Origin of the sequence: Kribbella sp. (genome assembly GCF_035687465.1) — a bacterium.
In the GTDB taxonomy this organism is placed as follows: Bacteria; Actinomycetota; Actinomycetes; order Propionibacteriales; family Kribbellaceae; genus Kribbella.
The window spans coordinates 1-21,390 of sequence record NZ_DASRXP010000324.1; the positions used below are offsets into that span (position 1 = coordinate 1).

General features: G+C 67.9%; 21 protein-coding genes. 12 read left to right on the forward strand and 9 right to left on the reverse strand.

What is annotated here, in order from left to right; all coding sequences use genetic code 11:
* Positions 1 to 1,602, forward strand: a 1,602-nt coding sequence (locus VFG33_RS16755; protein ID WP_325053803.1) for an iron ABC transporter permease, incomplete at its 5' end; no start/stop codon positions are given.
* A gap of 1 nt (position 1,603) precedes the next feature.
* Here the strand turns inward: VFG33_RS16755 and VFG33_RS16760 are convergent.
* Positions 1,604 to 2,194, reverse strand: a complete 591-nt coding sequence (locus VFG33_RS16760) for an HhH-GPD-type base excision DNA repair protein (RefSeq protein ID WP_325053804.1) — start codon at positions 2,192 to 2,194, stop codon at positions 1,604 to 1,606.
* Between the two features lie 174 nt (positions 2,195 to 2,368).
* Between VFG33_RS16760 and VFG33_RS16765 the strand changes: the two genes are divergently transcribed.
* Positions 2,369 to 2,959, forward strand: coding sequence for a TIGR03086 family metal-binding protein (locus tag VFG33_RS16765; protein WP_325053805.1), 591 nt, complete (start codon positions 2,369 to 2,371; stop codon positions 2,957 to 2,959).
* Positions 2,960 to 3,005: 46 nt separating this feature from the next.
* On the opposite strand, the gene VFG33_RS16770 is transcribed toward VFG33_RS16765, so the two are convergent.
* Positions 3,006 to 3,449: a MarR family winged helix-turn-helix transcriptional regulator gene (locus VFG33_RS16770; RefSeq protein ID WP_325053806.1), complete on the reverse strand. Its 444-nt coding sequence runs from the start codon at positions 3,447 to 3,449 to the stop codon at positions 3,006 to 3,008.
* Between the two features lie 74 nt (positions 3,450 to 3,523).
* Between VFG33_RS16770 and VFG33_RS16775 the strand changes: the two genes are divergently transcribed.
* The gene (locus VFG33_RS16775) at positions 3,524 to 4,171 is read left to right on the forward strand and encodes a nitroreductase family protein (protein ID WP_325053807.1); all 648 of its coding nucleotides are present in this window, start codon (positions 3,524 to 3,526) and stop codon (positions 4,169 to 4,171) included.
* Here VFG33_RS16775 and VFG33_RS16780 read toward each other — a convergent pair.
* The gene (locus tag VFG33_RS16780) at positions 4,116 to 5,132 is read right to left on the reverse strand and encodes a GlxA family transcriptional regulator (protein ID WP_325053808.1); all 1,017 of its coding nucleotides are present in this window, start codon (positions 5,130 to 5,132) and stop codon (positions 4,116 to 4,118) included. The genes VFG33_RS16775 and VFG33_RS16780 overlap by 56 nt on opposite strands.
* Before the next feature lie 108 nt (positions 5,133 to 5,240).
* On the opposite strand from VFG33_RS16780, the gene VFG33_RS16785 reads away from it, so the two are divergent.
* The gene (locus tag VFG33_RS16785) at positions 5,241 to 5,876 is read left to right on the forward strand and encodes an HD domain-containing protein (protein WP_325053809.1); all 636 of its coding nucleotides are present in this window, start codon (positions 5,241 to 5,243) and stop codon (positions 5,874 to 5,876) included.
* Here VFG33_RS16785 and VFG33_RS16790 read toward each other — a convergent pair.
* Complete coding sequence (locus VFG33_RS16790) at positions 5,848 to 7,098, reverse strand: FAD-dependent monooxygenase (protein ID WP_325053810.1); 1,251 nt, start codon at positions 7,096 to 7,098, stop codon at positions 5,848 to 5,850. The genes VFG33_RS16785 and VFG33_RS16790 overlap by 29 nt on opposite strands.
* 160 nt (positions 7,099 to 7,258) lie before the next feature.
* Between VFG33_RS16790 and VFG33_RS16795 the strand changes: the two genes are divergently transcribed.
* Positions 7,259 to 8,176, forward strand: coding sequence for a GntR family transcriptional regulator (locus VFG33_RS16795; protein ID WP_325053811.1), 918 nt, complete (start codon positions 7,259 to 7,261; stop codon positions 8,174 to 8,176).
* A 164-nt stretch (positions 8,177 to 8,340) separates the two neighbouring features.
* On the forward strand, positions 8,341 to 9,258 hold the full coding sequence (locus tag VFG33_RS16800) for a hypothetical protein (RefSeq protein ID WP_325053812.1): 918 nt from the start codon (positions 8,341 to 8,343) through the stop codon (positions 9,256 to 9,258).
* A gap of 1,257 nt (positions 9,259 to 10,515) precedes the next feature.
* Here VFG33_RS16800 and VFG33_RS16805 read toward each other — a convergent pair.
* The 3 genes from VFG33_RS16805 to VFG33_RS16815 form a co-directional block, all read right to left on the reverse strand.
* Positions 10,516 to 11,922, reverse strand: a complete 1,407-nt coding sequence (locus VFG33_RS16805; protein WP_325053813.1) for an HNH endonuclease signature motif containing protein — start codon at positions 11,920 to 11,922, stop codon at positions 10,516 to 10,518.
* Positions 11,923 to 12,172: 250 nt separating this feature from the next.
* A complete protein-coding gene (locus tag VFG33_RS16810; RefSeq protein WP_325053814.1) occupies positions 12,173 to 12,559 on the reverse strand; it encodes a peptidase inhibitor family I36 protein in 387 nt (128 codons plus the stop codon).
* A gap of 43 nt (positions 12,560 to 12,602) precedes the next feature.
* A complete protein-coding gene (locus VFG33_RS16815; RefSeq protein ID WP_325053815.1) occupies positions 12,603 to 13,478 on the reverse strand; it encodes a hypothetical protein in 876 nt (291 codons plus the stop codon).
* 191 nt (positions 13,479 to 13,669) lie between these two features.
* Here VFG33_RS16815 and VFG33_RS16820 point away from each other — a divergent pair, with 191 nt between their 5' ends.
* Positions 13,670 to 14,341: an SDR family NAD(P)-dependent oxidoreductase gene (locus VFG33_RS16820; RefSeq protein ID WP_325053816.1), complete on the forward strand. Its 672-nt coding sequence runs from the start codon at positions 13,670 to 13,672 to the stop codon at positions 14,339 to 14,341.
* 62 nt (positions 14,342 to 14,403) lie between these two features.
* On the opposite strand, the gene VFG33_RS16825 is transcribed toward VFG33_RS16820, so the two are convergent.
* On the reverse strand, positions 14,404 to 15,174 hold the full coding sequence (locus VFG33_RS16825; protein ID WP_325053817.1) for a TetR/AcrR family transcriptional regulator: 771 nt from the start codon (positions 15,172 to 15,174) through the stop codon (positions 14,404 to 14,406).
* A gap of 118 nt (positions 15,175 to 15,292) precedes the next feature.
* Here VFG33_RS16825 and VFG33_RS16830 point away from each other — a divergent pair, with 118 nt between their 5' ends.
* The 3 genes from VFG33_RS16830 (at position 15,293) to VFG33_RS16840 (ending at position 18,753) form a co-directional block, all read left to right on the forward strand.
* Positions 15,293 to 16,246: an efflux ABC transporter ATPase subunit, DrrA-related gene (locus VFG33_RS16830; protein WP_325053818.1), complete on the forward strand. Its 954-nt coding sequence runs from the start codon at positions 15,293 to 15,295 to the stop codon at positions 16,244 to 16,246.
* On the forward strand, positions 16,243 to 17,034 hold the full coding sequence (locus VFG33_RS16835) for an ABC transporter permease (protein WP_325053819.1): 792 nt from the start codon (positions 16,243 to 16,245) through the stop codon (positions 17,032 to 17,034). The genes VFG33_RS16830 and VFG33_RS16835 overlap by 4 nt, the downstream gene beginning before the upstream one ends.
* A 174-nt stretch (positions 17,035 to 17,208) precedes the next feature.
* Entirely contained in the window at positions 17,209 to 18,753 is a 1,545-nt protein-coding gene (locus VFG33_RS16840; protein WP_325053820.1) for an LCP family protein, read from the forward strand.
* On the opposite strand, the gene VFG33_RS16845 is transcribed toward VFG33_RS16840, so the two are convergent.
* Positions 18,754 to 19,176, reverse strand: coding sequence for an SgcJ/EcaC family oxidoreductase (locus VFG33_RS16845; protein ID WP_325053821.1), 423 nt, complete (start codon positions 19,174 to 19,176; stop codon positions 18,754 to 18,756).
* Between the two features lie 429 nt (positions 19,177 to 19,605).
* Between VFG33_RS16845 and VFG33_RS16850 the strand changes: the two genes are divergently transcribed.
* A complete protein-coding gene (locus VFG33_RS16850) occupies positions 19,606 to 19,983 on the forward strand; it encodes a YciI family protein (protein WP_325053822.1) in 378 nt (125 codons plus the stop codon).
* Between the two features lie 86 nt (positions 19,984 to 20,069).
* Complete coding sequence (locus tag VFG33_RS16855) at positions 20,070 to 21,326, forward strand: RNA polymerase sigma factor (RefSeq protein ID WP_325053823.1); 1,257 nt, start codon at positions 20,070 to 20,072, stop codon at positions 21,324 to 21,326.
* Positions 21,327 to 21,390 lie beyond the last annotated feature (64 nt).

The following is a 21,390-nucleotide window of genomic DNA, read 5'->3' on the forward strand; positions in this document are numbered from 1 at the left end:
CTGGCGGGGTCGGCGGTAGCGATGGCGTTGGCCGGAGTGACCACGTTGTTGTTGCTGCTGTATCGCGAGGAGACGGTCGGCACCTTTGCCTGGGGGAGTGGCACCCTGGTGCAGACCGACCTCGACGCGGTCCAGCAGATGGCGCCGATTGTTGTCATCGGCATCATCGGCGCGATGCTGCTGGCGTCGCGGCTGGACATTCTGGCGCTCGGGGACGACACAGCTTCGGTGCTGGGAGTACCGGTTCGCCGCACGCGGATCCTGATCACGCTGGTGACGGTGTTGTTGTCTGCCGCGGCCGTCACCGTCGCGGGTCCGGTCGGGTTCGTCGGGCTGGTTGCGCCCGTGCTCGTCCGGTTGATCGCACCGCTGGTGCCTGGGCTGATGCGCCATGCGGTGCTGCTGCCGCTCTCGGGCCTGGCCGGGGTACTGGTGGTGCTCTGCGCGGATGTCGTCCTGCGGGCACTGCTCGGCGGTCAGGCGGGAGTCGAGATTCCGACCGGGATCATGACCATGCTCGTCGGGGCGGTCGTGCTGGTGTGGCTGGCCCGGCGCTACCGGGACTCGGGTCCGAGCCGGCAACCGGCTGGGGCGTCTTCGGGGCTGCGGAGTACTCGGACGTTCTGGATCGTCGTGGCCGTGCTTTCCGTGCTGCTGGTCGGTGCGCTGGTGCTGGCCATGCTCGCGGGGGACGCGTTCCTGCGGACCGGCGATCTCGCGAACTGGATCAACGGCCGGTCCGGACGGGCGATCACCTATGTGCTCGACCAGCGCTTCCCGCGGGTGTTGTCGGCGGTGCTCTGTGGTGCGGCGCTCGCCATCGCGGGCGCGACGGTGCAGGCGGTCTGCCGGAACCCGCTGGCCGAGCCGGGCATCCTCGGCATCACCGGCGGCGCCGGGGTCGGTGCCGTGGTCACCTTGCTAGTGTTGCCGACGGCAAGTATCTGGATTCTGTCCGGAGTGGCCGCCGCCGCCGCGCTGGGCACCTTTGCGCTGGTCTATCTGGTCTCCTGGAGGGGTGGGCTCAGTTCGGACCGGCTGGTGCTGATCGGGGTCGGCGTCTCGTCGGCGACGACCGCGATCATCACTTTCGTCATCGTCTACAGCGACCCCTGGAACATCAGCCTGGCGATGACCTGGCTGTCCGGCAGCACGTACGGCCGGACCCTGCCGCAGGTGATTCCGGTCGCGGCGGCGCTCCTCGTCCTGACTCCTGTGATCGTGAGGGCGCGGCGGGAGCTGGACCTGTTGTCCCTGGACGACGACGTGCCGCGGATTCTCGGAGTACGGCTGGAGCGCACCCGCCTGCTCGCGCTGCTCTGCGCGGCACTCATGACCGCGGCGGCTGTGTCCGCGATCGGGGTGGTCGGTTTCGTCGGCCTGGTAGCGCCGCATGCCGCCCGCGCGTTGGTTGGCGGTCGCCATACGCGGTTGCTGCCGGTCGCCGCGCTGCTGGGCGCAGTACTGGTCTCGGTCGCGGACAGCCTCGGCCGCACCCTACTGGCCCCCGCTCAGATCCCTGCCGGGCTCCTCACCGCGCTGATCGGCGCGCCGTACTTCGTTTACCTGCTCTACCGCACCCGGACGCCCACCCACTCCTGATTCAACGGGTCGCGGGGTTGTCCTGCTTGTCGCGTTTGGCTGCCTTCTGGGCCTTCTTCCACTCGCGGACCTTGGCGAGGGACTCGGGACCGTCGATGTCGGCGACCGAACGCGGGATCTCGTCGCCGAACTTGCCGGCCGCCTCCTGCCAGCCCTCGGGCCGCACCCCCTGGGTTTTCGCCAGGATCGCCACGAAGATCCGCGACTTCTCCTCGCCGTACCCGGGCAGCGCGTGCAGCCGGCGGTACAGTTCGGCCCCGGTGTCGACACCCTTCCAGAGGTTCGCCGCCTTGCCGCCGTACTGATCCGTCAGCACGGTGCAGACCTGATAGATCCGCTTGCCCATCGAGCCCGGGAACCGGTGGATGGACGGCTTCTCGGCGCAGACCGCGACGAACTCGTCCTCGCCCATCGCGGCGATCTTGCGGGCGTCCAGGTGCCCGAGCCGTTCCTTCAGCTTGGCCGGCCCGCCGAATGCCCACTCCATCGGCACCTGCTGGTCCAGCAACATGCCGATCAGCAGCGCGGTGCCGTCGGAGTTCAGCAGCCCGTCCGCGTCCTTGTCCCCGGTGATGTAGAGCGTCCCAACCATGCCGCTCAGGCTACCGCCTGCGCAGTTCCTCCTGTACTCCGTCCGTTACGCCGGGTCGGCGTGGATCGTTGTGCGGGTGCGGGTTATCCCCTGGATCTGGGGTTATCGACGGGCGGGGCGGGGTTTGCGGGCCTATGCTCAGCGAGGGCAGGGCGACGACGTGGAGGAGCGCGGATGGACATCCGGGATCTGGATCGGCGGGCCGGCGCAGTACTCGGCGAAGTGGTCATGCAGGTGCGCACCGAGCAACTGTGGTTCCCCACCCCTTGCCCCGACTGGACCGTCCGCGGGCTGCTCCGGCACATCGTCAGCGAGAACGAGGGGTTCGCGGCGGCCGCCACGAACGGGTCGGCGCCGGTGCAGACCTGGACCGGCGGACGGCTCGGCGACAACCCGGCCGGCGCGTACCGGCGGTCCAACGTGAAGGTCGCCGATGCGTTCGCCGACGGCGGGGCGCTGGATCGGCCGATGGAGGTGCGGGAGTTCGGCACCTTCCCACGGCGGGTGGCGCTGACCTTCCGTCAGCTCGACTGCGTGGTGCACGCGTGGGACCTGGCGCGCGCGATCGACGCGTCGTACGACCCGCCCGCGGACATGGTGGAGATGGCGCTGACCCTGGCGCGCCGGATCCCCGACACCGACGCCTCCCGCGGACCGGGCGCCGCCTTCGAGCGCGCCGTCAAGGTCCCCGGCGACGCCTCGGACCTCGCCACCCTCCTAGCCCTCCTCGGCCGCAACCCCGACTGGGTCTCCCCACTGGACTGAATGGCGGGAGCTACGGCGGGCTCGCCGGACCGAGCGGCGAGCGGATCTATACGTCGAGGAGCTTGACCAGCAGGGTCGATAGCTGACGGCGCTCGGAGGCGCTCAAGGTCGAGAAGCTGTCCGCGAGGAACGCCGGCACGGACGCCTCCGCCTGCTTCAGCCGCCGTTGCCCGGCTGCGGTGATCGTGACGGCGTACGAGCGCCGATCTGCGGGGTTCCGCTCACGGGAGATGAAGCCGGCCCGCTCGAGGTCGTCGCAAATCGTCACCATCACGCTCCGGTCGATCCGGAGCTCCTCGCTGAGCACCTGCTGGGAAGCCGGACCGACGGCCGCGAGCATCTTCAGCACGAGCTGCTGACCCACGCCCAGCCCTTCCTCGACGGCGTGCACCTCACCGGCCCGCGCGACCAGCGCGGCCGCGCGGCACAGCGCGATGTCCAGCCGCTCGGTCGCCAGCTGGGGGAAGTAGGTCGGTGTCCCTGTCCGCATCCCGGCAGCCTAACAGAATCATCTGATGGACAATCATTTGTGCTCAGATAATCTGTGCACATACGATTCAATCCATGACCCTCGATCTGACTCCCGACCAGTTGCTGTCCACCACCCGCGCGGTCCGCAAGCGGCTCGACCTCGATCGGCCGGTGCCGCGCAGGCTGATCGAGGAGTGCGTGGACCTGGCGACCCAGGCGCCGACCGGGCGGAACCGGCAGCGCTGGCACTTCCTCGTCGTCACCGATCCCGGCCGCCGCGCGGTCCTGGCCGACATCTTCCGCCGGGCCCTGGTCGCCGATCCAGGGCTGCCGCTGACCGCGGACGACCTGCGCCGGATGCATCATCACGAGGGGTCGATGGACCGCATCTTCGACGGTCTGCGCTACTTGTTCGACAACGTTCACCGGGTGCCGGCGTTCGTCGTACCGGCGGTGGAGGGGCGGACGGACCGGGCGCGGGTCTCCGCCCAGGCCAATACCTGGGGCTCGATCCTGCCGGCGGTCTGGAGCTTCATGCTCGCCGCCCGGGCCCGCGGTCTCGGCACTGTGTGGACCACCGCGCAGGCGCCGCTCGAGCGTGAACTCGCCGCGGCGTTGGGAGTCCCGTACGACGAGGTCATGCTCGCCGCGTTCCTCCCACTGGCCTTCACCAAAGGCACCGATTTCAAGCCGGCGAAGCGGGTCCCGCGGGAAGAGGTCCTGCACTGGAACCGTTGGTGACGCCGGTGGTGTGGAAGCGGGATCGGTAGGAGCCCGGCGTGGTGCCGATGACTCGGGTGAAGGCTCGGCGGAGGGTTTCGGGGGAGCCGAGGCCGGTTTGGCGGGCGACGCGATCCAGCGGGGCCGCTCCGGTTTCCAGCAGGTGCTGGGCCGCCTCGACCCGGACCTTCTCGACGAAGCGAGCGGGCGTCGCTCCCACCTCCTCGTTGAACAGGCGGGTGAGATGGCGAGCGCTCACTCCGACCCGCGCGGCCATGGACGACAGGCTGTGGTCGCCGGCAGGGTCGACCGTGATCGCGTCGAGCAGCTTGCGGATCAGGTCGTGATTCGACTGACCCGCGCTGGCACGAACGCTGAACTGCGACTGCCCGCCCGGCCGCTGCAAGAACACCACCAACTGCTTGGCGACCATCCGGGCGGTCTCGGCACCCAGGTCCGCCTCGACCAACGCGAGCGCCAGGTCGATCCCCGACGTCACCCCGGCCGAGGTGATCATCGGCCCGTCCTGGATGAAGATCGCGTCTCTGTCCACCTGCACTGCGGGAAACCGCCGAGCCAGCTGATCGGCGAGCTCCCAGTGCGTGGTGGCTCGCCGCCCATCGAGCAACCCGGCTGCCGCCAAGGCGAACGCGCCCGCGCAGACGGACGCAGTACGGGCTGATTGGCCGGACAGGCGGCGGATCTGGTCCATCAGTTCCGCGTCGTTGATCGTCTCCGGCCAGTTGGGACCACCCGGTACGACGAGGGTCGCGTCGCGTGCATCCGCCTCCGCCAGGCTGAGGTCGACCCCCAGCCGGGTGCCGGTGTTCGCGACCACATCGCGGCCGTCCGGAGACGCCAGCCGGGACCGGTAGCGGCCGCCCTGCTCGTTGGCGACGGCGAACACCTCCAGCGGGCCGGTGACGTCGAGCAGCCGGACGCCGTCGTACACGACGACCAGGACGGAGCGATCTGCAGCCACATATCGAGTATGCGTTGTCCGGAACAGAGGGAGGTCCGTCCGGAACGGACTCACGGTTGCGGGGCCCGTCGCGACAGGCTGGGAGTAAGAGGAAAGGAAGCCCCCAAGATGACCACCATCGCAGACATCGAGATCCCGGACAGCAAGCTCGTCACCGAGGCGACAGAACTGGTCCGCGACGTGACCGACGAACTGATCTACAACCATTCCCGCCGGGTGTTCCTGTTCGGCTCGGTGAACGGTCAGGCCCAGGATCTCAAGTACGACCCGGAACTGCTCTATGTCGGAGCGATGTTCCACGACCTCGGCCTGACCGAGGGATACCGCCAGTCGATGCAGCGCTTCGAGATCGACGGCGCCGACGCGGCCGCGGACTTCCTGCGCAAGCAGGGGATCGCCGATGACGACGCCACGCTCGTGTGGACCGCGATCGCCTTGCACACCACGCCCGAGATCCCGTACCACATGCGTCCCGAGATCGCCCTCGTCACCGCCGGCGTCGAGGCCGACGTCCTCGGCATCGCGCTCGACAAGATCCCGGCGGCCGCGCGGGCGGAGATCGTCGCTGCGCACCCGCGGCCGGACTTCAAGAACCGGATCCTGCGCGCGTTCACCGAAGGCATCGAGCACCGCCCGGACACCACCTTCGGCAACGTCAAGGCCGATGTGCTGGAGCGGTTCGTCCCCGGGTTCCAGCGCGGCAACTTCGTCGACGTCATTCTCGACTCGGAATGGACTGAGTGAGACCTGTTGTGACGCCGTCGGCTTCCTGGGTTGGGTGCGCGTAGTCGCGGAGGTCGATGGCGTCCGGCTTGACCGCGGCGGCCTTCGCGAGGGCGCCGCGGAACGGGCGCGACGTCATCAGCCGGGTCGAGGTGTTCCGCAGCCAGATGCCCGCAGCGGTCATCGGCATCGCCATCTTCAGTCCGCCCGGTGGCAGTTCCATCCGCTGCTCGACGTACGCCTGCATGACCTGCTGGTACTGCGGGAACGCGGTCCTGTGGTTCCTGTCGGTGGCTAGTTCGCCTGCGAGGACGTAGGCGCCGACCAGCGACAGCGCAGTACCGTGGCCGGCCAAGGGCGAGCCGCAGTACCCGGCGTCACCCACCAGGACGACCCGGCCCTGGGACCACTCCGGTACGACGACTTGGCTGGAGCTGTCGAAGTAGAAGTCGTCGGCCTCGTGCATCCCGTCCAGCACCTGACGCGTGTGCCAGCCCAGGCCGGCGAACCTCTGCTCCAGCAGGGCTTTCTGCTGCGCCACATCCCGCCGGTCGTACGTCAGCTCCGGCGAGCGGAAGCTCAGAAAGGCCCGCGCGTACTGCGGGTCGTGGTCCGGCCGGAGTCCGACCCAGCGACCACCCGGGGCCGTGTAGATCTTCATCCAGTGGTCCAGTGACTCCGGCGTCCGGATCGTGAAGTAGCAGCCGTACCCGCCCAGGTTCCGCACGTACTGCGTCTCCGCGCCGAACGCGAGCGACCGGACCTTGGAGTGCACGCCGTCCGCCCCGACGACCAGGTCGAACCGCCGCTCACCACCCCGCCGGAAGCTCACCTGGACACCGCGGTCGTCCTGGACCAGCGCGGTGATCGAGTCGCCGTACAGGTACTCCACGTCGGTGGTCGCCTCCAGCAGAACCTCGGACAGGTCGCCCCGGAGGATCTCGATCTCCGCGACCGGGCCGGCCCCGTCCATCAACTCCGCGGGAAAAGCAGCGGCCCGGCGTCCGCTCGCCGACACGTACTCGAGCCCCTTCTCGTGCAGCTGTCGATCCCGGATCTGGTGCATCAGACCCATCCGCTCGACCACCTCGCGGGCGACCCCGCGGATGTCGACCGTCTGTCCGCCGGGACGCGGTGCCGGGGCTGTCTCGACGACGGTCGGGGTGAAGCCGTACCGGCGCAGCCAGTAGGCGAGTGCGGGGCCGGCGATCCCGGCTCCGGAGATCAGCACGTTCTCGGACATTTGTGGACTTCCTCTCGTCGCGGTAGTGCACGTACGGTGTACACGTACACGCTACGAACGATCCCGTGTCCGGTGCACTGGATCTGGTGATGCTCTAGTGCAGCAAAATCCCCGGGACCGGGTGGCGAGTTGCGGTGCACTAGTACGGAGAGGAATGCGGGTGACCGAGACAGCGCCGTACCAGCAGATCGCGGCCGAGATCAGCCGGCGGATCAAAGCAGGGAAGCTGAAGCCGGGGGACCGGGTGCCGTCGACGCGCGCGCTGGTGCGTGAGTTCGACGTCGCGATGGCCACTGCCACCAAGGCGCTCACCTCGCTGCAGCAGGAGGGGCTCGTGCACGCGCGGGCCGGGGTCGGCACGGTCGTCGGTCCGCAGCCCGGGCAGGTGCGGGCGCTGAGACCCGCCGTCGAGGCGCCGACCCTCAGCAAGGAGGAGGTGGTGCGAACCGCGATTGCGATCGCCGATGCCGAGGGGCTCGCCGCGCTGTCCATGCGGCGGATCGCGAGCGACCTCGGCGTCTCGACGATGGCGCTGTACCGGTACGTCGGTGGCAAGGAGGCGCTGGTCCTGCAGATGGTCGACACGTGCATCGGTGAGTTCCCCCTCCCTGCCGGGCGTCCCGCCGGTTGGCGCGAAAGCATCGAGACGGCCGCCCGACTGCAGTGGTCGGCGTACCGGCGGCATCTCTGGCTGGCCGGCGCCATCAACATGAGCCGTCCACAGTTGCTGCCCAACCTGCTGCCGCACACCGACGTCGTGCTCCGGGCGCTTGCCGGGTTCGGCATCGACGGAAGTACCTCGCTGTTCGCCGCGATCACCGTCTTCGGCTACGTCCGCGGCGTCGCGCTGAGCCTGGAGCCAGAAGCCCAGGCGGAGCAGGACACCGGCCTGACGGCCGACGAGTGGGCCGACCAGCAGGCGGAGCGGATGGCGGCGCTGATCGAGGCCGAGGACCTGTCCGGGTTCCGCGCGCTCGAACTGCAGGGCGGGTTCGACTTCGATCTGGACGCGGTGTTCGACTTCGGGCTCGCGTTGGTACTCGACGGCCTGGCCGCGAGGCTGCGGAAGACAACCTGACGGCTACCCTAGGTGGTCGGCATCGTTAGTTCGTCGGCGTCTGCGGCGCCCAGGCGGGCACCTCGCTGCGTTGGAGAAGAAGCCACGATGAACACCGCATCGAGGCTCCTTCTCCGCCTTGCGATGCACCCGCCTGGACACCGCAGCCACTCGACGAATTAACGATGCCGACCACCAAGTATCCGACGAAGGAGGTGTCGATGGGGCCGGATCCGGTGTTCGCGCCAGACGTGCCGGTAGAGGTACGCCGGTTGTTCGAGCGCAAGCCCGACCTGTTCGTACCGGCCGGCCAACCGAAGCCGAAGCGCAAGACTTCCTGGTCCGATGCGCCTGGATCCACCTTCGGCTCGCTGCTGGTCTGGCTCGCGGTGTGTGTCGGCGGCTGGATCCTCGCGCTGATCATCTTCGCGATCACCTTGCCCACGGCCGTTGCCGCCTGGGCGTCGCTGGCGCTTGCTGCTGTCGCTGTGGTGACAACAGGTGCCGTCGCCGTCAGCTCGGCGGTCGAGAACCGCGGTCAGAAGGCAGTCCGGCGGCAGCACGGCAAGTACCTGCTCGCGGAAGACTTCGACGAGGAGTCCGGCCGGCTGCTCGCCCGCGCGCAGCGCGCGGTCAAATCGGTGCTTGGGGCAACGGTCACCCAGCGCGGCCTGCTCGACGACGTGAAGAATGAACTCGTCCTGCCCGAACAACTCTGGGACATCGGCCAGGTCCTCCACGAACAATCCGTACTACGCGCCCGCCAGCGCGACGTGGCTCGCGGAATGGCAACGACCGAACTCGAAACCGTCCTCGGTCCACAACGCCGAGCCCTGACGCGCTCGGTGGACGCGATCAAACGCAAGGTCGAACTCCTCGAGCGCTACGCGGACCGAGTCCGCGCAGCCGACGCAGCACTCCGCGCCGAAGCCGCCCTCGAGGACGGCGACCGCTACATCGAGCTACTCGCCCGCACCGAACCAGCAGGCGACACAACCGTCATCCAGGGCTTCGCCGACGAAGCAGCCGGCCTCCGAGAAACCCTGACCCGCAACATAGAAGCCGCCCGAGCCGCCGGGCGAACCCTCGCCCTACCTGATTGAGCCGATGCCCTCAGCCGGGCGTGCTGCGGCTGGGCTCGCTGCGGCTGACGGTGCGCATGACTCGTGCGGTAGGCATCAAGGACTTGCCGGACCCGTAGCAGGTCTCTCGCAGTGCGGGGAGGTGGTGAGTCTGTCCGGCCGGCGTGCCTCCGACATCTGGAAAGCATTGGCGAATGATGCCTATGGTCTGGATCGGTGGGGCGCCGGGCGCGGGAAAGTCGACTATCGCGGAGCGGTTGGCCCGGGCGGGGGAATCTGCCGTTGCATCCGATCGATCTGTGGACCTATGACCATCTCGGCCGGATGCCCGTGTTCAGGTCGTTGGCTGACGATCTTGCCAAGGGGGCCGAGACGGCGGCCGATGCGTTCGTGCGGATCTCGCAGGCGAGGCTCGATCTGGTCGTGGAAGATGGCAGAGATCGTGGGCTCGGTGAGGTGCCGGCGCTCGTCGAGGGACCGCAGTCGTTTCCTTCGATGGTGTCTGCGGACGTCGGGTCGGCAGTCTGGTTGGTAGCGGGTGGCGAGCAGACGCGGAAGGCCCGAGAGGAAGGCTGGCCAGAGTCGATGATCCGGCCCGCCGTGCGCGACCGGAGGGCCTGCTTGCGCGAGACGCGATTCTCGCTCAGCGCGTTCGGGACGAGGCAGCAGCCGCGGAGCCGCCGCTGGTCAAGGTGCCTGCCGATCCGGAGTGGGAAGCGACCGTGGAGACGACCTTGGGTGAACTGCCCAGGCTGCAGCCGGGCGTTGAGCTGAGCAGGCAGTGGCGGATCGAGAATCAGGCCGCCTGCCGTCAAGGACGACTCTGGTGGGCCGACCTCGGATTCGCCCGGTTCCCGCCGTTCCCGTTCGCCTGCGAGTGTGGACAGTCAGGCTGCAACCTGAAAGTCGAGGCGCCCCGACCATTTCGACGCAGTACCGGACGGCAGAGCCGACTCGTCATCCACCCGCTGACCTGACGCTCCGGCCCACCTGCCACACGCTCCACCTGAGGATCGCGGTGGGTGGGTGGCTACGGCCGGATCAATCCGATCCAGTGGTGCCCGACCGACAACAACGCCACCCAGTTCGCGCAGGGCTACAGCTCCGTACTGCCGACGAGTGGATGCGGTGACGCCGGTCGGCGGTGGTGCGCGTGGTGCGGGGTGCCGCTGTCAGGTAGCCGGGGTCGCGTCGCCGATCGGTGTGGTGCCACCGGTCGACCCGGCCACTGGCAGGTCGCCCCACGGGTCGAATGCCGCCGCATCCACCGGGTCGGTGTCACCGATCGGTGTGATGCCACCCGCTCGACCCGACTGCGGGCGTGGCCGCGGGCGCGTCGCCCCATGGGTCGAAGGCCGCCGCGTCGGGCGCGGTTGTGGACCCGGGACAGTCGCCGGTGAACCCCGTGGGGGTGTCGGGTGGTGGTGGCCGGTACCGGATCCGGGTGGTGGGATCCGGGTCGGCCCAGGACGGTCGCTGCACGTCGACGATCCCGTCGGTGAGGGTGATGGTCCAGCGGCCGGCGTGGAGGGCGATGTGGTGGCGTTTGCACAGCAGCACGAGGTTGCAGAGCTTGGTGGCGCCGCCGTCGATCCAGTGGATCAGGTGGTGGGCTTCGCAGCTGATCGGCGGGGCGCCGCAGACGACGCAGCCGCGGTCGCGGTAGTTGAGGGCTTTGCGGATGTGGCCGGTGACGAACCGTTTCGTCCAGCCGACATCCAACGGGACAGAGTTTTTACCCAGGATGAGTGGGGTGATCGCGGCGTCGCAGGCCAGGCGGCGGATCGCGGCCGCGGACAGGCCGTCGCCGTAGACCAGGTCACCGATCCCCGCGCCGCCGGTGCCGGAGCGGAGGTCTTCCAGGTCGGCGGTGATGGTGATGTTGGCTTTCGGGCCGTCACCATCGATGAAGCTGGGGCTGGATGCGGCGCCGGCTGCGGTGTTCAGGACCGCCGTCAACGCGTCCGCCTGGCGCTTGTCGCGCGACCGCGGGTCCAGTTCACCATCGACGGTCTTGTGGGGTTTCGCGCCGGCGTGGATCAGGGAGCGGAGTAGTTCGGCGTTCTCGTTGGCGAGGTAGCCGCTGAATTTGACGCCGTGGTCGGCGTCGCGGAGCGAGAGCGCTTCGCGGTTGTAGGCCTTGTCTTCGGCGGGTTCGGGGCCGTCGGTGTCGAGCAGGTCGCAGGCGTGCCGGGCGGCCTTGCGCAGTTCGACCGGGTTCAAGTGCGCGGCGAGTTTCACCAGTTCCTGTTCGGCGACCTCGATGTCCTCGACCGGGACCGTGTCCGGCAACTTCTCCAACGCCCCGATGATCACCTGCGCCTGCGCCGGTCGAATCGTGCCCCGATCGCAGGGTGCAGCCTCGGCGTCAAGGTCAAGGTCAAGGTCAAGGTCAAGGTCGGTGGGGTCGGGGAGGGCGGCGGAGACGGCCGGGTATTTGGGGAGGGCTTTGGCGAGGGTGAGGTCTCGGCGGACGTCGCGGGGGTGGAGGTTGTGGCGCAGCGACAGCAGTTCGACGGTGTCGCCGGCGCCGAGTTCGGTGGCGTGGCCGGATTCGTCGAGGCCGGCCATCAGGTGGAGGCTGAGGGTTTGCAGGCGGGCGATCTCGGTGCGGGCGGCGTCGAGAGTCAGCAGCTGTTCGCTGCCGCTCATCGAGTACACCGGTCGTGCGCCCAAGATCTCCATACCCAAGACTCTAGACAACGGAGCCGACAGTTTTCGTGCGGGAATGCCCTTGTTTGTAAGGGGTTCTGAAGATTGTCTGAATCTTGTGGGTGGTATCGAATCAGGCCAAGTTGTCCACAACCGCTGCTGAGCTGTGGACATCAGTACCGAGCCGCCTGCGTGGTTGTCTGCCTGGCGCGCAGGCGGCTCGGGCCTCTGAAAGCCTATGAAGGCCCGATCTGCGGCAGGCCTGGATGACCTGGGCGGGCCGTCAGCACGTGTGCACCCACGAGTGGGAGTCGTACTCGTTGTCGTTCATGCCACTATCGAAAGCTTCACCAGGATGGACACAGGCGCCCTGGGTGCCCGAGTAGTTGATGCCGTAGTAGGTTTGCACGTTGTCGCGCACGGTCGAACTCGAGGCGGCATTGTTGAAAACGGATTCGGCGTTGTCGTGCATTCCGTTGTTCCACCAGTCCGCGTCGTCAGTGGCGCGCGGCCATTCGGCGATAGTTCCCCTGAACGCATCGTCGGTCCACGCGCAGAACTTCCCGCTGTCGCATGCGTTCAGATCGGCGCTGGCGGTGGGTGTGGAGAGCAGCATGGCGGACGCTACCAACGGCAGCCCGATCGCGATGGCTTTGTAACGTTTGATCATGATGGTGTTCCTTTCTCCGTTTCAGTTGATGGTGATTGCGTTGTTAGGAATCGGCCAGAATCTGCCTGGCCATCGGAATCGCTTCCTGCTCGAACGACTCCAACGCCTTCAGTTCGAGAGCGAATCTCTTCTCGATTTCCGGTCGGTACTTCCGCTCCAGAGAACGGATGATTTGGGGAAGAGTGCTCGACACCGCGCAGACCGCCTCGGTCTCCGCCGCGGCGACCTCTCGAGCGCGTGCCTGCTGGACGGGCAACTCTTGTGTATCCCTTGCGATCGCTGATCGAAGCTCCCGCGGTGAGGAGACGATGTACCCGTGGCCGCGAACGCAGGTGGCCCACTCAGCGAGGCGAGTTCTGTAGTGGGAGTCGCCGATTACCCGGTTGCTGACATAGGTGTCGAGATGATCGACGATGCGACGTGCCTGATACCACCCGGCGAGGTCTCGGTAGAGCATGCGCCGCGCTTGGGCGGTGCATCCGTTGTCCGGTGCTGAGATGCGTCCAAGGTCGGGGATGTCGGCGGTGAGTTGACGTCCCGAACCAAGCAGCGTCCGCTGCCAGGACTGCTGCTCGTTAGGTGTCAGCTTGTCGAAGTTGTCGAAGTTGACGTCGCGTGCTGACGGATCGCCCTCGTTGAGCACGTCCCCGTAGCCATGCTCCCGGGCCCATCCGACATCCTCGATGACAGACGGAGGCTCCGCCTCGCTCGGTGCAGGCGGCGGTTGTTCGTTGTAGGCAAAGCCTTTTGTGGCCATGCAATCGCTGATCAGCCGCTCCTCGGCCTGGCGGAGTAGTTCGTCATCGGTGGCAGCGATCGGCTGGCGAGCGCTAGTTCGTGTTCTCTCGTCGGCGTCGGCTTGCAGACCTATTGCCGCCCAGACAGCCAGTGCGACGCAGGTCAAGGCGACACCAAGCAAACCGACAGTCCTGGGAGCATGCCCCGTAGTTCGCCTTCGCATGGGTGCGTCCCCTCCGATCGGTGCCGGACGGGTTCACCTTCACAACATCTACTTTCATTTCGCTTTCATCCACATCAGCAGGTCATGCTGCTGATGGATTCACCGACTGATCCGGCGACCTGAATGGTCGGGCTGACTAGGCTCCGGGTATGGAGCGGACTGTGATTGTTGCCGGTGGCACGGGTGGGCTTGGGGCGGCGGTGACTGCGGAGTTTCTCGCGGCGGGGTGGCGGGTCGTCGTACCGGGGCGGAGTGAGGCGGCGTTGGCCGCGCTCGGGGCGCATGAGGCGCTCAATCCGTTGCTGGCGGATCTTTCGGATCCTGCTGGGGTGCAGGATGTCGTCGCGCTGGCGACTTCCGATGAGAGTGCGCCGCTGAAGGCCGTGGTGAACCTGGTCGGTGGGTTCGCCTCGGGTGGTCGGGTGCACGAGACGCCGATCGAGGAGTTCGAGAAGCAGCTCAGCCTGAACCTGCGTCCGGCGTACCTGATCGTCCAGGCCGCGGTGCCGCACCTGATCGCCGGCGGTGGGGGAGCGATTGTCTGTACGTCGAGCCAAACGGCGCTGAGGCCCTTCCCCGGAGCGGCTGGATATGTCACGGCCAAGGCCGGCGTGCTCGCGTTCGTCGATGCGCTGGCGGTCGAGTACGGCAAGGACAACATCCGGGTGAACGCGATCCTGCCCGGCACGATCGACACCCCGGCCAACCGCCGGGCGATGTCGGGCGACGTGTCGAAGTGGACCCCACCCACCCGGATCGCCGGCGTACTGCGTTTCCTCGTCGAGAACGACGGCATCTCCGGCGCCCACATCCCCGTCTGACAATCCCTTGCGTCCGAAGAACCTTGGGCTATAGCGCAAGGTTCTTCGGACGCAAGGAGGGGTTATTGGCGTTGGTCGATCAGGAGGGCGACGCCGTCGAGGATGCGGGCCAGGCCGAACTGCAACGCGTGGTCGGCGTCCATCGCTGCCTGGAATTCCTCGCCGACCGCTGTGCCGACGCGTCCCGCTACGGGGAAGCGGTCCGTGAGCCCGGCCATGTAGCGATCCAGTAGCGGGCCTGTCGTCAACCACCACTCCTCGTCCGTCAGCCCTGACTCGCGCTGGGTGCGCAGGTGCTCGGCGGCCGCGCGCGCGGTCCCCTGGACGTGGGTGACGATCAGGGCGACGGTCGAGTCCATCTCGACGTCGGTCAGGCCGAGCCCGTCCAGCGGGCGGAGCTCGGTCTCGTACTTGAGGGTGACGTTCGGCCCGAGCGCCGACCGCACGGCGGGAACGTCGTGGATCCACGGGTGCTGCATCAGCAGTTCCCAGTTGCGCCGCGCGACGAACTCCATCGCCCCGCGCCAGCCACCCGGCTGCCGGGACGGCTCGTCCGCGTCGGCGTACAGGTCGCGGAAGACGGCGTCGTACATCAGGTCGGTCAGCTCGCCCTTGCCCGGCACATGCGTGTAGAGCGACATCGTGCCGGCCTTCAGCTGCTCGGCGACCTGGCGCATCGAGACGGACTCCAGCCCGTTCGCGTCGGCCAGTTCGATCGCGGTGTCGACGATCGCGCGGACCGTCAGGCCGGACCGGCCGGGCTTGCTGTGGCTGCCCCAGAGCAGGGCCAGGCTGCGCGCCGGATCGGGCGCGGCGGTCTTCTTTCCAGTCACCGGGAACAAACTCCAGCCGCTCGTCGTTTGACCGATCGTACCCCGAGTCGTACGCTGTACGGTACGAAGTACGGGAAGCGGTGCTCCGGTGCGGTTCAGAACGAAGAAGAGGGTGGCTGTGTCAGCAGAACGCGTGATCGTGGCGAACGACGTGCGGAAGAACTATCCCGGCGGGACCGAGGGGGCGGGGCTGAACGGCTTCGACCTGCAGGTGTCGGCCGGGACGGTCGTGGGGCTACTCGGCCCGAACGGCGCAGGCAAGACCACCGCGGTGCGGATCCTGTCCACACTGCTCGAGATGGATTCCGGCGAGGCGACCATCGCCGGGTACGACGTACGTCGCCAGGGCAAGGAGGTTCGTCGCCGGATCGGCCTGGTCGGGCAGTACTCGGCGGTCGACGAGATCCTCACCGGGCGGCAGAACCTGGTGATGTTCGGCCGGCTGAATCACTTGTCCCACGTCAGCGCAGTACGGCGGGCTGGGGAGTTGCTGGAACGGTTCTCGCTGGCAGCGGCGGCGGATCAGCCGGCCGCCAAGTACTCCGGGGGCATGCGCAGGCGGCTCGACCTGGCCGCGAGTTTGATTGTGGCGCCGGCCGTGCTGTTCGTGGACGAGCCGACCACCGGGCTGGATCCGGCCGGACGGCTGGAGGTGTGGTCGGGGGTGCGTGACCTGGTCGGCGCTGGGACCACGGTGCTGCTGACCACGCAGTACCTGGAGGAAGCCGACCAGCTCGCGGACCGGATCTCGATGCTCAAGGAGGGCCGTGTCGTCGCCGAAGGGACGCCGGACGAGCTGAAGGCGGAGCTGGGCGCGGACTGGCTCGATCTGGAGCTGAGCGATCCGGCCGACATCCCGCGCGTGCTCGCGCTGGTCGGCGGGCTCGCCGACGGCGAGGTCCGGGTCGAGAGCCTGCGGGTCAGCATCCCGGTGAAGGACCGGACCCGGGCCCTGGTGGAGGTGGCGACCTCACTGAGCGAAGCGAAGATCGAACCGGAGGACATCACCTTGCGCCGACCGACCCTGGACGAGGTCTTCCTGCACCTGACCGGAGCGGCGGTGCCGGCATGAACCGCCTCGGCTGGGCCCTCGCGGACGGCTGGACGATCGCCCGCCGCGACCTGATCCACTGGCGGATGCAGCCGGGGAACGTGATCTTCGGCTGGTTCTTCCCGGTGCTGATGCTGTTGATGTTCGGCGGCCTGCTCGGCGGCGCGATGGAGCGTCCGGGCGGTCAGTCGTACTACGAGTTGCTGGTGCCCGGGATCTTCGCCCTCTCCATGTTGTTCGGCCTGGAGGGCACGATGACGGCGGTCACCACGGACGCGGCCAAGGGGGTCACCGACCGGTTCCGCTTCTTGCCGATGAGCTCGACCGCTGTCGTGATGGGTCGTTGCATCGCCGACATGCTCGACTCGCTCGTCACGCTGATCGTGTTGGCCGCCGCGGGGCTCGCCCTCGGCTGGCGCTGGCACGGCACGTTCCTCGAGGCGCTGGCGGCCTTCGCTCTCCTTCTGCTGTTGCGCTTCGCCCTGCTCTGGGTCGGCATCTTCATCGGCCTGTCGATCAAGAACGCCCAGACCGTCGCCACCGTGCAGGTCCTGATCTGGCCCGTCGGCTTCCTGTCCAGCGCCTTCGTGGCCACCTCCACCATGCCCGACTGGCTGGGTGCGATCGCCCAGTGGAACCCGATCTCGTCCACCGCGACCGCGGCCAGGTCCCTCTTCGACAACCCGGACGCCGCTGCCGCCTCCTGGATCGGCGATCACGCCCTAGTGGCCGCGCTGATCTGGCCGCTGCTCCTGATCACCGTCTTCCTCCCCCTCGCAACCACCCGCTTCCGCCACCTCTCCCGCTGACCACCTGACGCTCCGCCGGTTATCCGGTCCGCCCGGGTGACCGGCGGAGCGCAGTACGTGAAGTTGACAACGATTCACCGGGGCGGTGTCAACCGTTTCAGGCTCAACGGCGTCTGGATAGGTGTGCGGCCTGGGTACTTGCAGCGCAGGCCTCGGGGCATCGACAGGGGAGCCATGGGTCGTCGGTCACGCGCCACCCGCGCCGCGGGTCGATCAGCCACGTCGTCGGACCGCGGGCACGCGGCTACGCGCGCCCGGACGGTTCCGCGCTCGCTCGGCCTCACGCTGCTCAGCGCACTCGTGCCTGGCCTCGGTCTGATCATCGGCGGTCGGAGACGCCTCGGCGCGTTCGTCCTGACCCTCACGCTCGGCCTGGTCGGATTCGGCGTCTACATCGGGCTGACCCGGCGGGACGAGGTGCTGGCGGCGGCTGTGGTGCCGAGCCGGCTGCTGGTCACCAGTCTGGCGATCGGCGTGCTCGCGTTCGTCTGGATCGTGGTGATCGTCGGTTCGCATCGGTTGTTGCGTCCGGCAACGGGCGGCGCCGGTGGGCGGGCGGTTGGTGCGGTGCTGGTCGGGATGCTGTGTTTCGGGATTGCGGCGCCGGCCGCGGTCGGCGTACAGAATGTGCTGGCGCAGCGCGACCTGGTCCAGAACGTGTTCGTCTCGCAGGAGGAGAGCAAGAGCGCGACCCGGCCGCAGACCGTGAACGTGAAGGATCCGTGGGAGGACAGGCCGCGGCTGAACCTCTTGCTGCTCGGTGGTGATGACGGCAAGGGCCGGATCGGCGTCCGGACCGACACGGTGATCGTCGCCAGCATCGACACCTCGACCGGGGACACCGCGCTCATCTCGATGCCGCGGCAGCTCACCTTCATGCCGTTCCCCGAGGACTCGCCGCTGCACAAGATCTATCCGAACGGCTTCGGCCAGGAGGGGCTCAGTCTCGAAGGCCGGCTGGAGTGGATGCTGACCGCGATGTACCAGAACATCCCGCAACTGCATCCCGGCATCCTCGGGCCGTCCGACAACGAGGGTGCCGACGTGATCAAACAGTCGGTCGGCGAGGCGACCGGGCTGAAGATCGACTACTACCTGCAGGTCAACCTGCAGGGCTTCGACGAGATCGTCGACGCGCTCGGCGGTATCACCGTGAACGTCAACGAGCGGGTCGCGATGGGCGGCATCAGTAGCTCGCACATCCCGCCGAGCCAGTGGATCGAACCGGGCCCGAACCAGCACCTCGACGGTTTCCATGCCCTCTGGTTCGCACGCGGCCGGTACGGCGCTGACGACGACCAACGGCAGATCCGTCAGCGCTGCGCGATCAAGGGCATCGTCGACGCGGCCGACCCGGCGACGCTCGTGACGAAGTACCAGGCGATCGCGAAGGCGGGCAAGCATCTGCTGCGGACGGACATCCCGCAGGAACTGCTGCCGGCGCTGGTCCAACTGGGGCTGAAGGTGAAGTCGGGGACCGTGTCGAACGTTTCGCTGGATGTCAGCAAGTTGCGTCTCAAGTACCTGCACCCTGACTACGAGGCCCTCCGGCAAACGGTCGAAAAGGCGCTGGCGCCGCAACCGCCCACCAGCACCACGACCACAACCCCCGTCACCCAGGGCAAGCCGACCACCCGCGACCAGGCAGTCCCCCCGCCGCCGGTCCAGGACCTCGATGCTGCCTGCGCCTACGCACCGGCCGGCAACCAGCCGAACTGATCACATGATCGGAGTCGTCTGGGCGAGGGCGAGCCTCCAACCGTCGGAAGTCCTGACGGCGACGTAGGTAAGAGCGCCAGTGGCGGGCAGGGAGGTGGTGTCGGCCTCCGGCCGGTTGTCGTGGACCGTTTTCACGCAGATGATCAGGGCGGCGTCCTCCGTCAGTCCGCGGATGTCGATGATCTCGACACTGGTGTGGATGTCCTTGAGCGGGCTGTCCAGCGCTGCCGTCATCGCCGCGATGAAGGCCTCCTGCCCGAGCAGGCGGCGGCCGGCGATGTTGACGATCACTGCTTGGTCGGTGTGCAGGCCGGGTAGCACGGCCGCGTCGCTCTGCGCCTGGTCGGCCCGCGCCACCAGGTCGCGAATCGCCTGCTCGTCCTCGGCCGGGAGTGCCGTTCTGCCGGTTGCTGTCGAAGTCATGAACAGAGTCTCTGAACTCAAGTTGACTTGAGGTCAAGCGGCCACTTCGGTGGAGGGCCCCGGTCGGCGCTGACGGCGCCTGTGACGCCGCGGACGAGGCGGCCGAAGAGACTTGGGTGGTTCGGCGCTGGGGTCCGGGGCTGATTCGCGTACGGAACGACAGGACGTAGTCGCTGGATCGGGGTATTGAAGGAGTCAGTGAGGCGGGGCGAGGTGGTGAGCACTGCGCTGGTGGCGACTATGTCCTGTCGCTCGGTACGCCGACCGCCGCATTTGGCGATCCGGCGGACCGTTTCGCCAGCCTCCCCCGCTGGCCCCTGCGCCGGCGGGTTCGGGGTGCGGTGAAATTGTCGCGTGGGGTGTGTCGATCTGGTGGTGGGGTGGTCGACGTGAGAGTAAGTGTTCGGAGACGACGACGAGGGAGTTCAGATGCGGTACATGATCATCAACAAGGCGGACCAGGACTCCGAGGCGGGGAAGTTTCCCAGCCAGGAGGTGGTGGACGGGGTCGGGAAGTTGATGGAGGACCTGACCAAGGCCGGGGTACTGCTGATCGGGGAGGGCGTGCACCGGAGTTCGCTGGGTGCTCGGGTGAAGGTTTCCGGCGGGAAGCGGACCGTGACGGACGGGCCGTTTGCGGAGACCAAGGAGCTGATCGGCGGGATCATCGTGCTCGAGGTCCGGAACAAGGACGAGGCGATCGAGTGGGCCGCGCGGCTGGCGGAGGCGCTCGGGAGCGAGGTCGAGGTCCGCAAGGTCGTCGAAGAAGCGGACTTCGACCCGAATTCAGACCTCTACGTCAACTGACCCCACGCTGTTACCCCTCGCTCACCTACCCACAGGCGGGCGAGGGGCGCTTGCTGTTGGGGTGGGGGTGTTGTTCTATCTGTGGGGTGACGGTTACGGACGCGCACGGGGCGATTGACGCGGTTTGGCGGATCGAGTCGGCCAGGATCATTGCCGGGGTCGCGCGGATCGTGCGGGATGTCGGGCTGGCCGAGGAGCTGGCGCAGGACGCCTTGGTGGCCGCGCTCGAGCAGTGGCCGGAGTCCGGCGTACCGAACAATCCGGGCGCCTGGCTGATGGCGATCGCCAAGCGGCGCGCGATCGACCTGATCCGGCGCAAGGAGACCTACCAGCGCAAGCTCGCCGAGATGGGGCACCAGCTCGAGATCGACGGCGACAGTGTCGAGGACGATGTCGAGGAGATCCTCGGGGAGACGATCGAGGACGACCTGCTCCGGCTCGTCTTCACCGCCTGTCACCCGGTGCTGACCACCGACGCGCGGGTGACACTCACGCTGCGGCTGCTCGGCGGCCTCAAGACCGACGAGATCGCCCGCGCCTTCCTGGCGCCGGAAGCAACGATCGGCCAGCGCATCGTTCGGGCCAAGCGCAACCTCGCGAAGGCCGAGGTCCAGTTCGAGGTCCCCACCGGCGACGACCTGATCGACCGCTTGTCCTCGGTGCTCGAGGTCATCTACCTGATCTACAACGAGGGCTACTCCGCGACCGCCGGTGACGACTGGATGCGGCCGTCCCTCTGTAACGAGGCCATCCGCCTCGGCCGGCTGCTGGCCGAACTGATGCCGTCCGAACCCGAGGTCCACGGCCTGCTCGCCCTGATGGAACTCCAGGCCTCACGCGCCAACGCCCGCGTCGGCCCGGGAGGCGAACCGGTTCTGCTCCTCGACCAGGATCGCCGCCGCTGGGACCGCCTGCTGATCCGCCGCGGCCTGGAGAGCATCGACCGAGCCTGGGCTCTCGAAGGCGCACCCGGTCCGTACCTCCTCCAAGCCGCCATCGCAGCCTGCCATGCCCGGGCTGCTGAGGCCGATGACACCGATTGGGCTCGCATCGCCGGACTGTACGCAGTACTGGCGCAGGTCGTTCCGTCGCCGGTGGTGGAGCTGAACCAAGCCGTGGCGATCTCGATGGCGTTCGGGCCGGAGCGCGGACTGGTCGCGGTGGATGCGTTGCTCGACGAGCCGTCGCTGAAGGACTACCACCTGTTGCCGAGCGTGCGCGGTGACCTGTTGTTCAAGCTCGGCCGGCTCGACGAGGCCCGCGAGGAGTTCGAACGAGCGGCCGGGCTGACCCGGAACGAGCGCGAACGCGCCCTCCTCCTCGACCGCGCGGCGGCCTGCTAGAAGTTTTTCGTACTGCGTGTCGATTCGGCCGCACGATGTTCGACGCAGTGGTGAGGCCAGCTGA

What these genes read in the sequence shown, in the direction of transcription:
- VFG33_RS16760 (WP_325053804.1), bottom strand. Translation starts at nt 2,194, where the DNA reads ATGGTTGGGACGCTCTACATCACCGGGGACAAGGACGCGGACGGGCTG.
- VFG33_RS16765 (WP_325053805.1), top strand. Translation starts at nt 2,369, where the DNA reads ATGGACATCCGGGATCTGGATCGGCGGGCCGGCGCAGTACTCGGCGAA.
- VFG33_RS16770 (WP_325053806.1), bottom strand. Translation starts at nt 3,449, where the DNA reads ATGCGGACAGGGACACCGACCTACTTCCCCCAGCTGGCGACCGAGCGG.
- VFG33_RS16775 (WP_325053807.1), top strand. Translation starts at nt 3,524, where the DNA reads ATGACCCTCGATCTGACTCCCGACCAGTTGCTGTCCACCACCCGCGCG.
- VFG33_RS16785 (WP_325053809.1), top strand. Translation starts at nt 5,241, where the DNA reads ATGACCACCATCGCAGACATCGAGATCCCGGACAGCAAGCTCGTCACC.
- VFG33_RS16790 (WP_325053810.1), bottom strand. Translation starts at nt 7,098, where the DNA reads ATGTCCGAGAACGTGCTGATCTCCGGAGCCGGGATCGCCGGCCCCGCA.
- VFG33_RS16800 (WP_325053812.1), top strand. Translation starts at nt 8,341, where the DNA reads ATGCCGACCACCAAGTATCCGACGAAGGAGGTGTCGATGGGGCCGGAT.
- VFG33_RS16805 (WP_325053813.1), bottom strand. Translation starts at nt 11,922, where the DNA reads ATGGAGATCTTGGGCGCACGACCGGTGTACTCGATGAGCGGCAGCGAA.
- VFG33_RS16810 (WP_325053814.1), bottom strand. Translation starts at nt 12,559, where the DNA reads ATGATCAAACGTTACAAAGCCATCGCGATCGGGCTGCCGTTGGTAGCG.
- VFG33_RS16820 (WP_325053816.1), top strand. Translation starts at nt 13,670, where the DNA reads ATGGAGCGGACTGTGATTGTTGCCGGTGGCACGGGTGGGCTTGGGGCG.
- VFG33_RS16835 (WP_325053819.1), top strand. Translation starts at nt 16,243, where the DNA reads ATGAACCGCCTCGGCTGGGCCCTCGCGGACGGCTGGACGATCGCCCGC.
- VFG33_RS16840 (WP_325053820.1), top strand. Translation starts at nt 17,209, where the DNA reads ATGGGTCGTCGGTCACGCGCCACCCGCGCCGCGGGTCGATCAGCCACG.
- VFG33_RS16845 (WP_325053821.1), bottom strand. Translation starts at nt 19,176, where the DNA reads ATGACTTCGACAGCAACCGGCAGAACGGCACTCCCGGCCGAGGACGAG.
- VFG33_RS16850 (WP_325053822.1), top strand. Translation starts at nt 19,606, where the DNA reads ATGCGGTACATGATCATCAACAAGGCGGACCAGGACTCCGAGGCGGGG.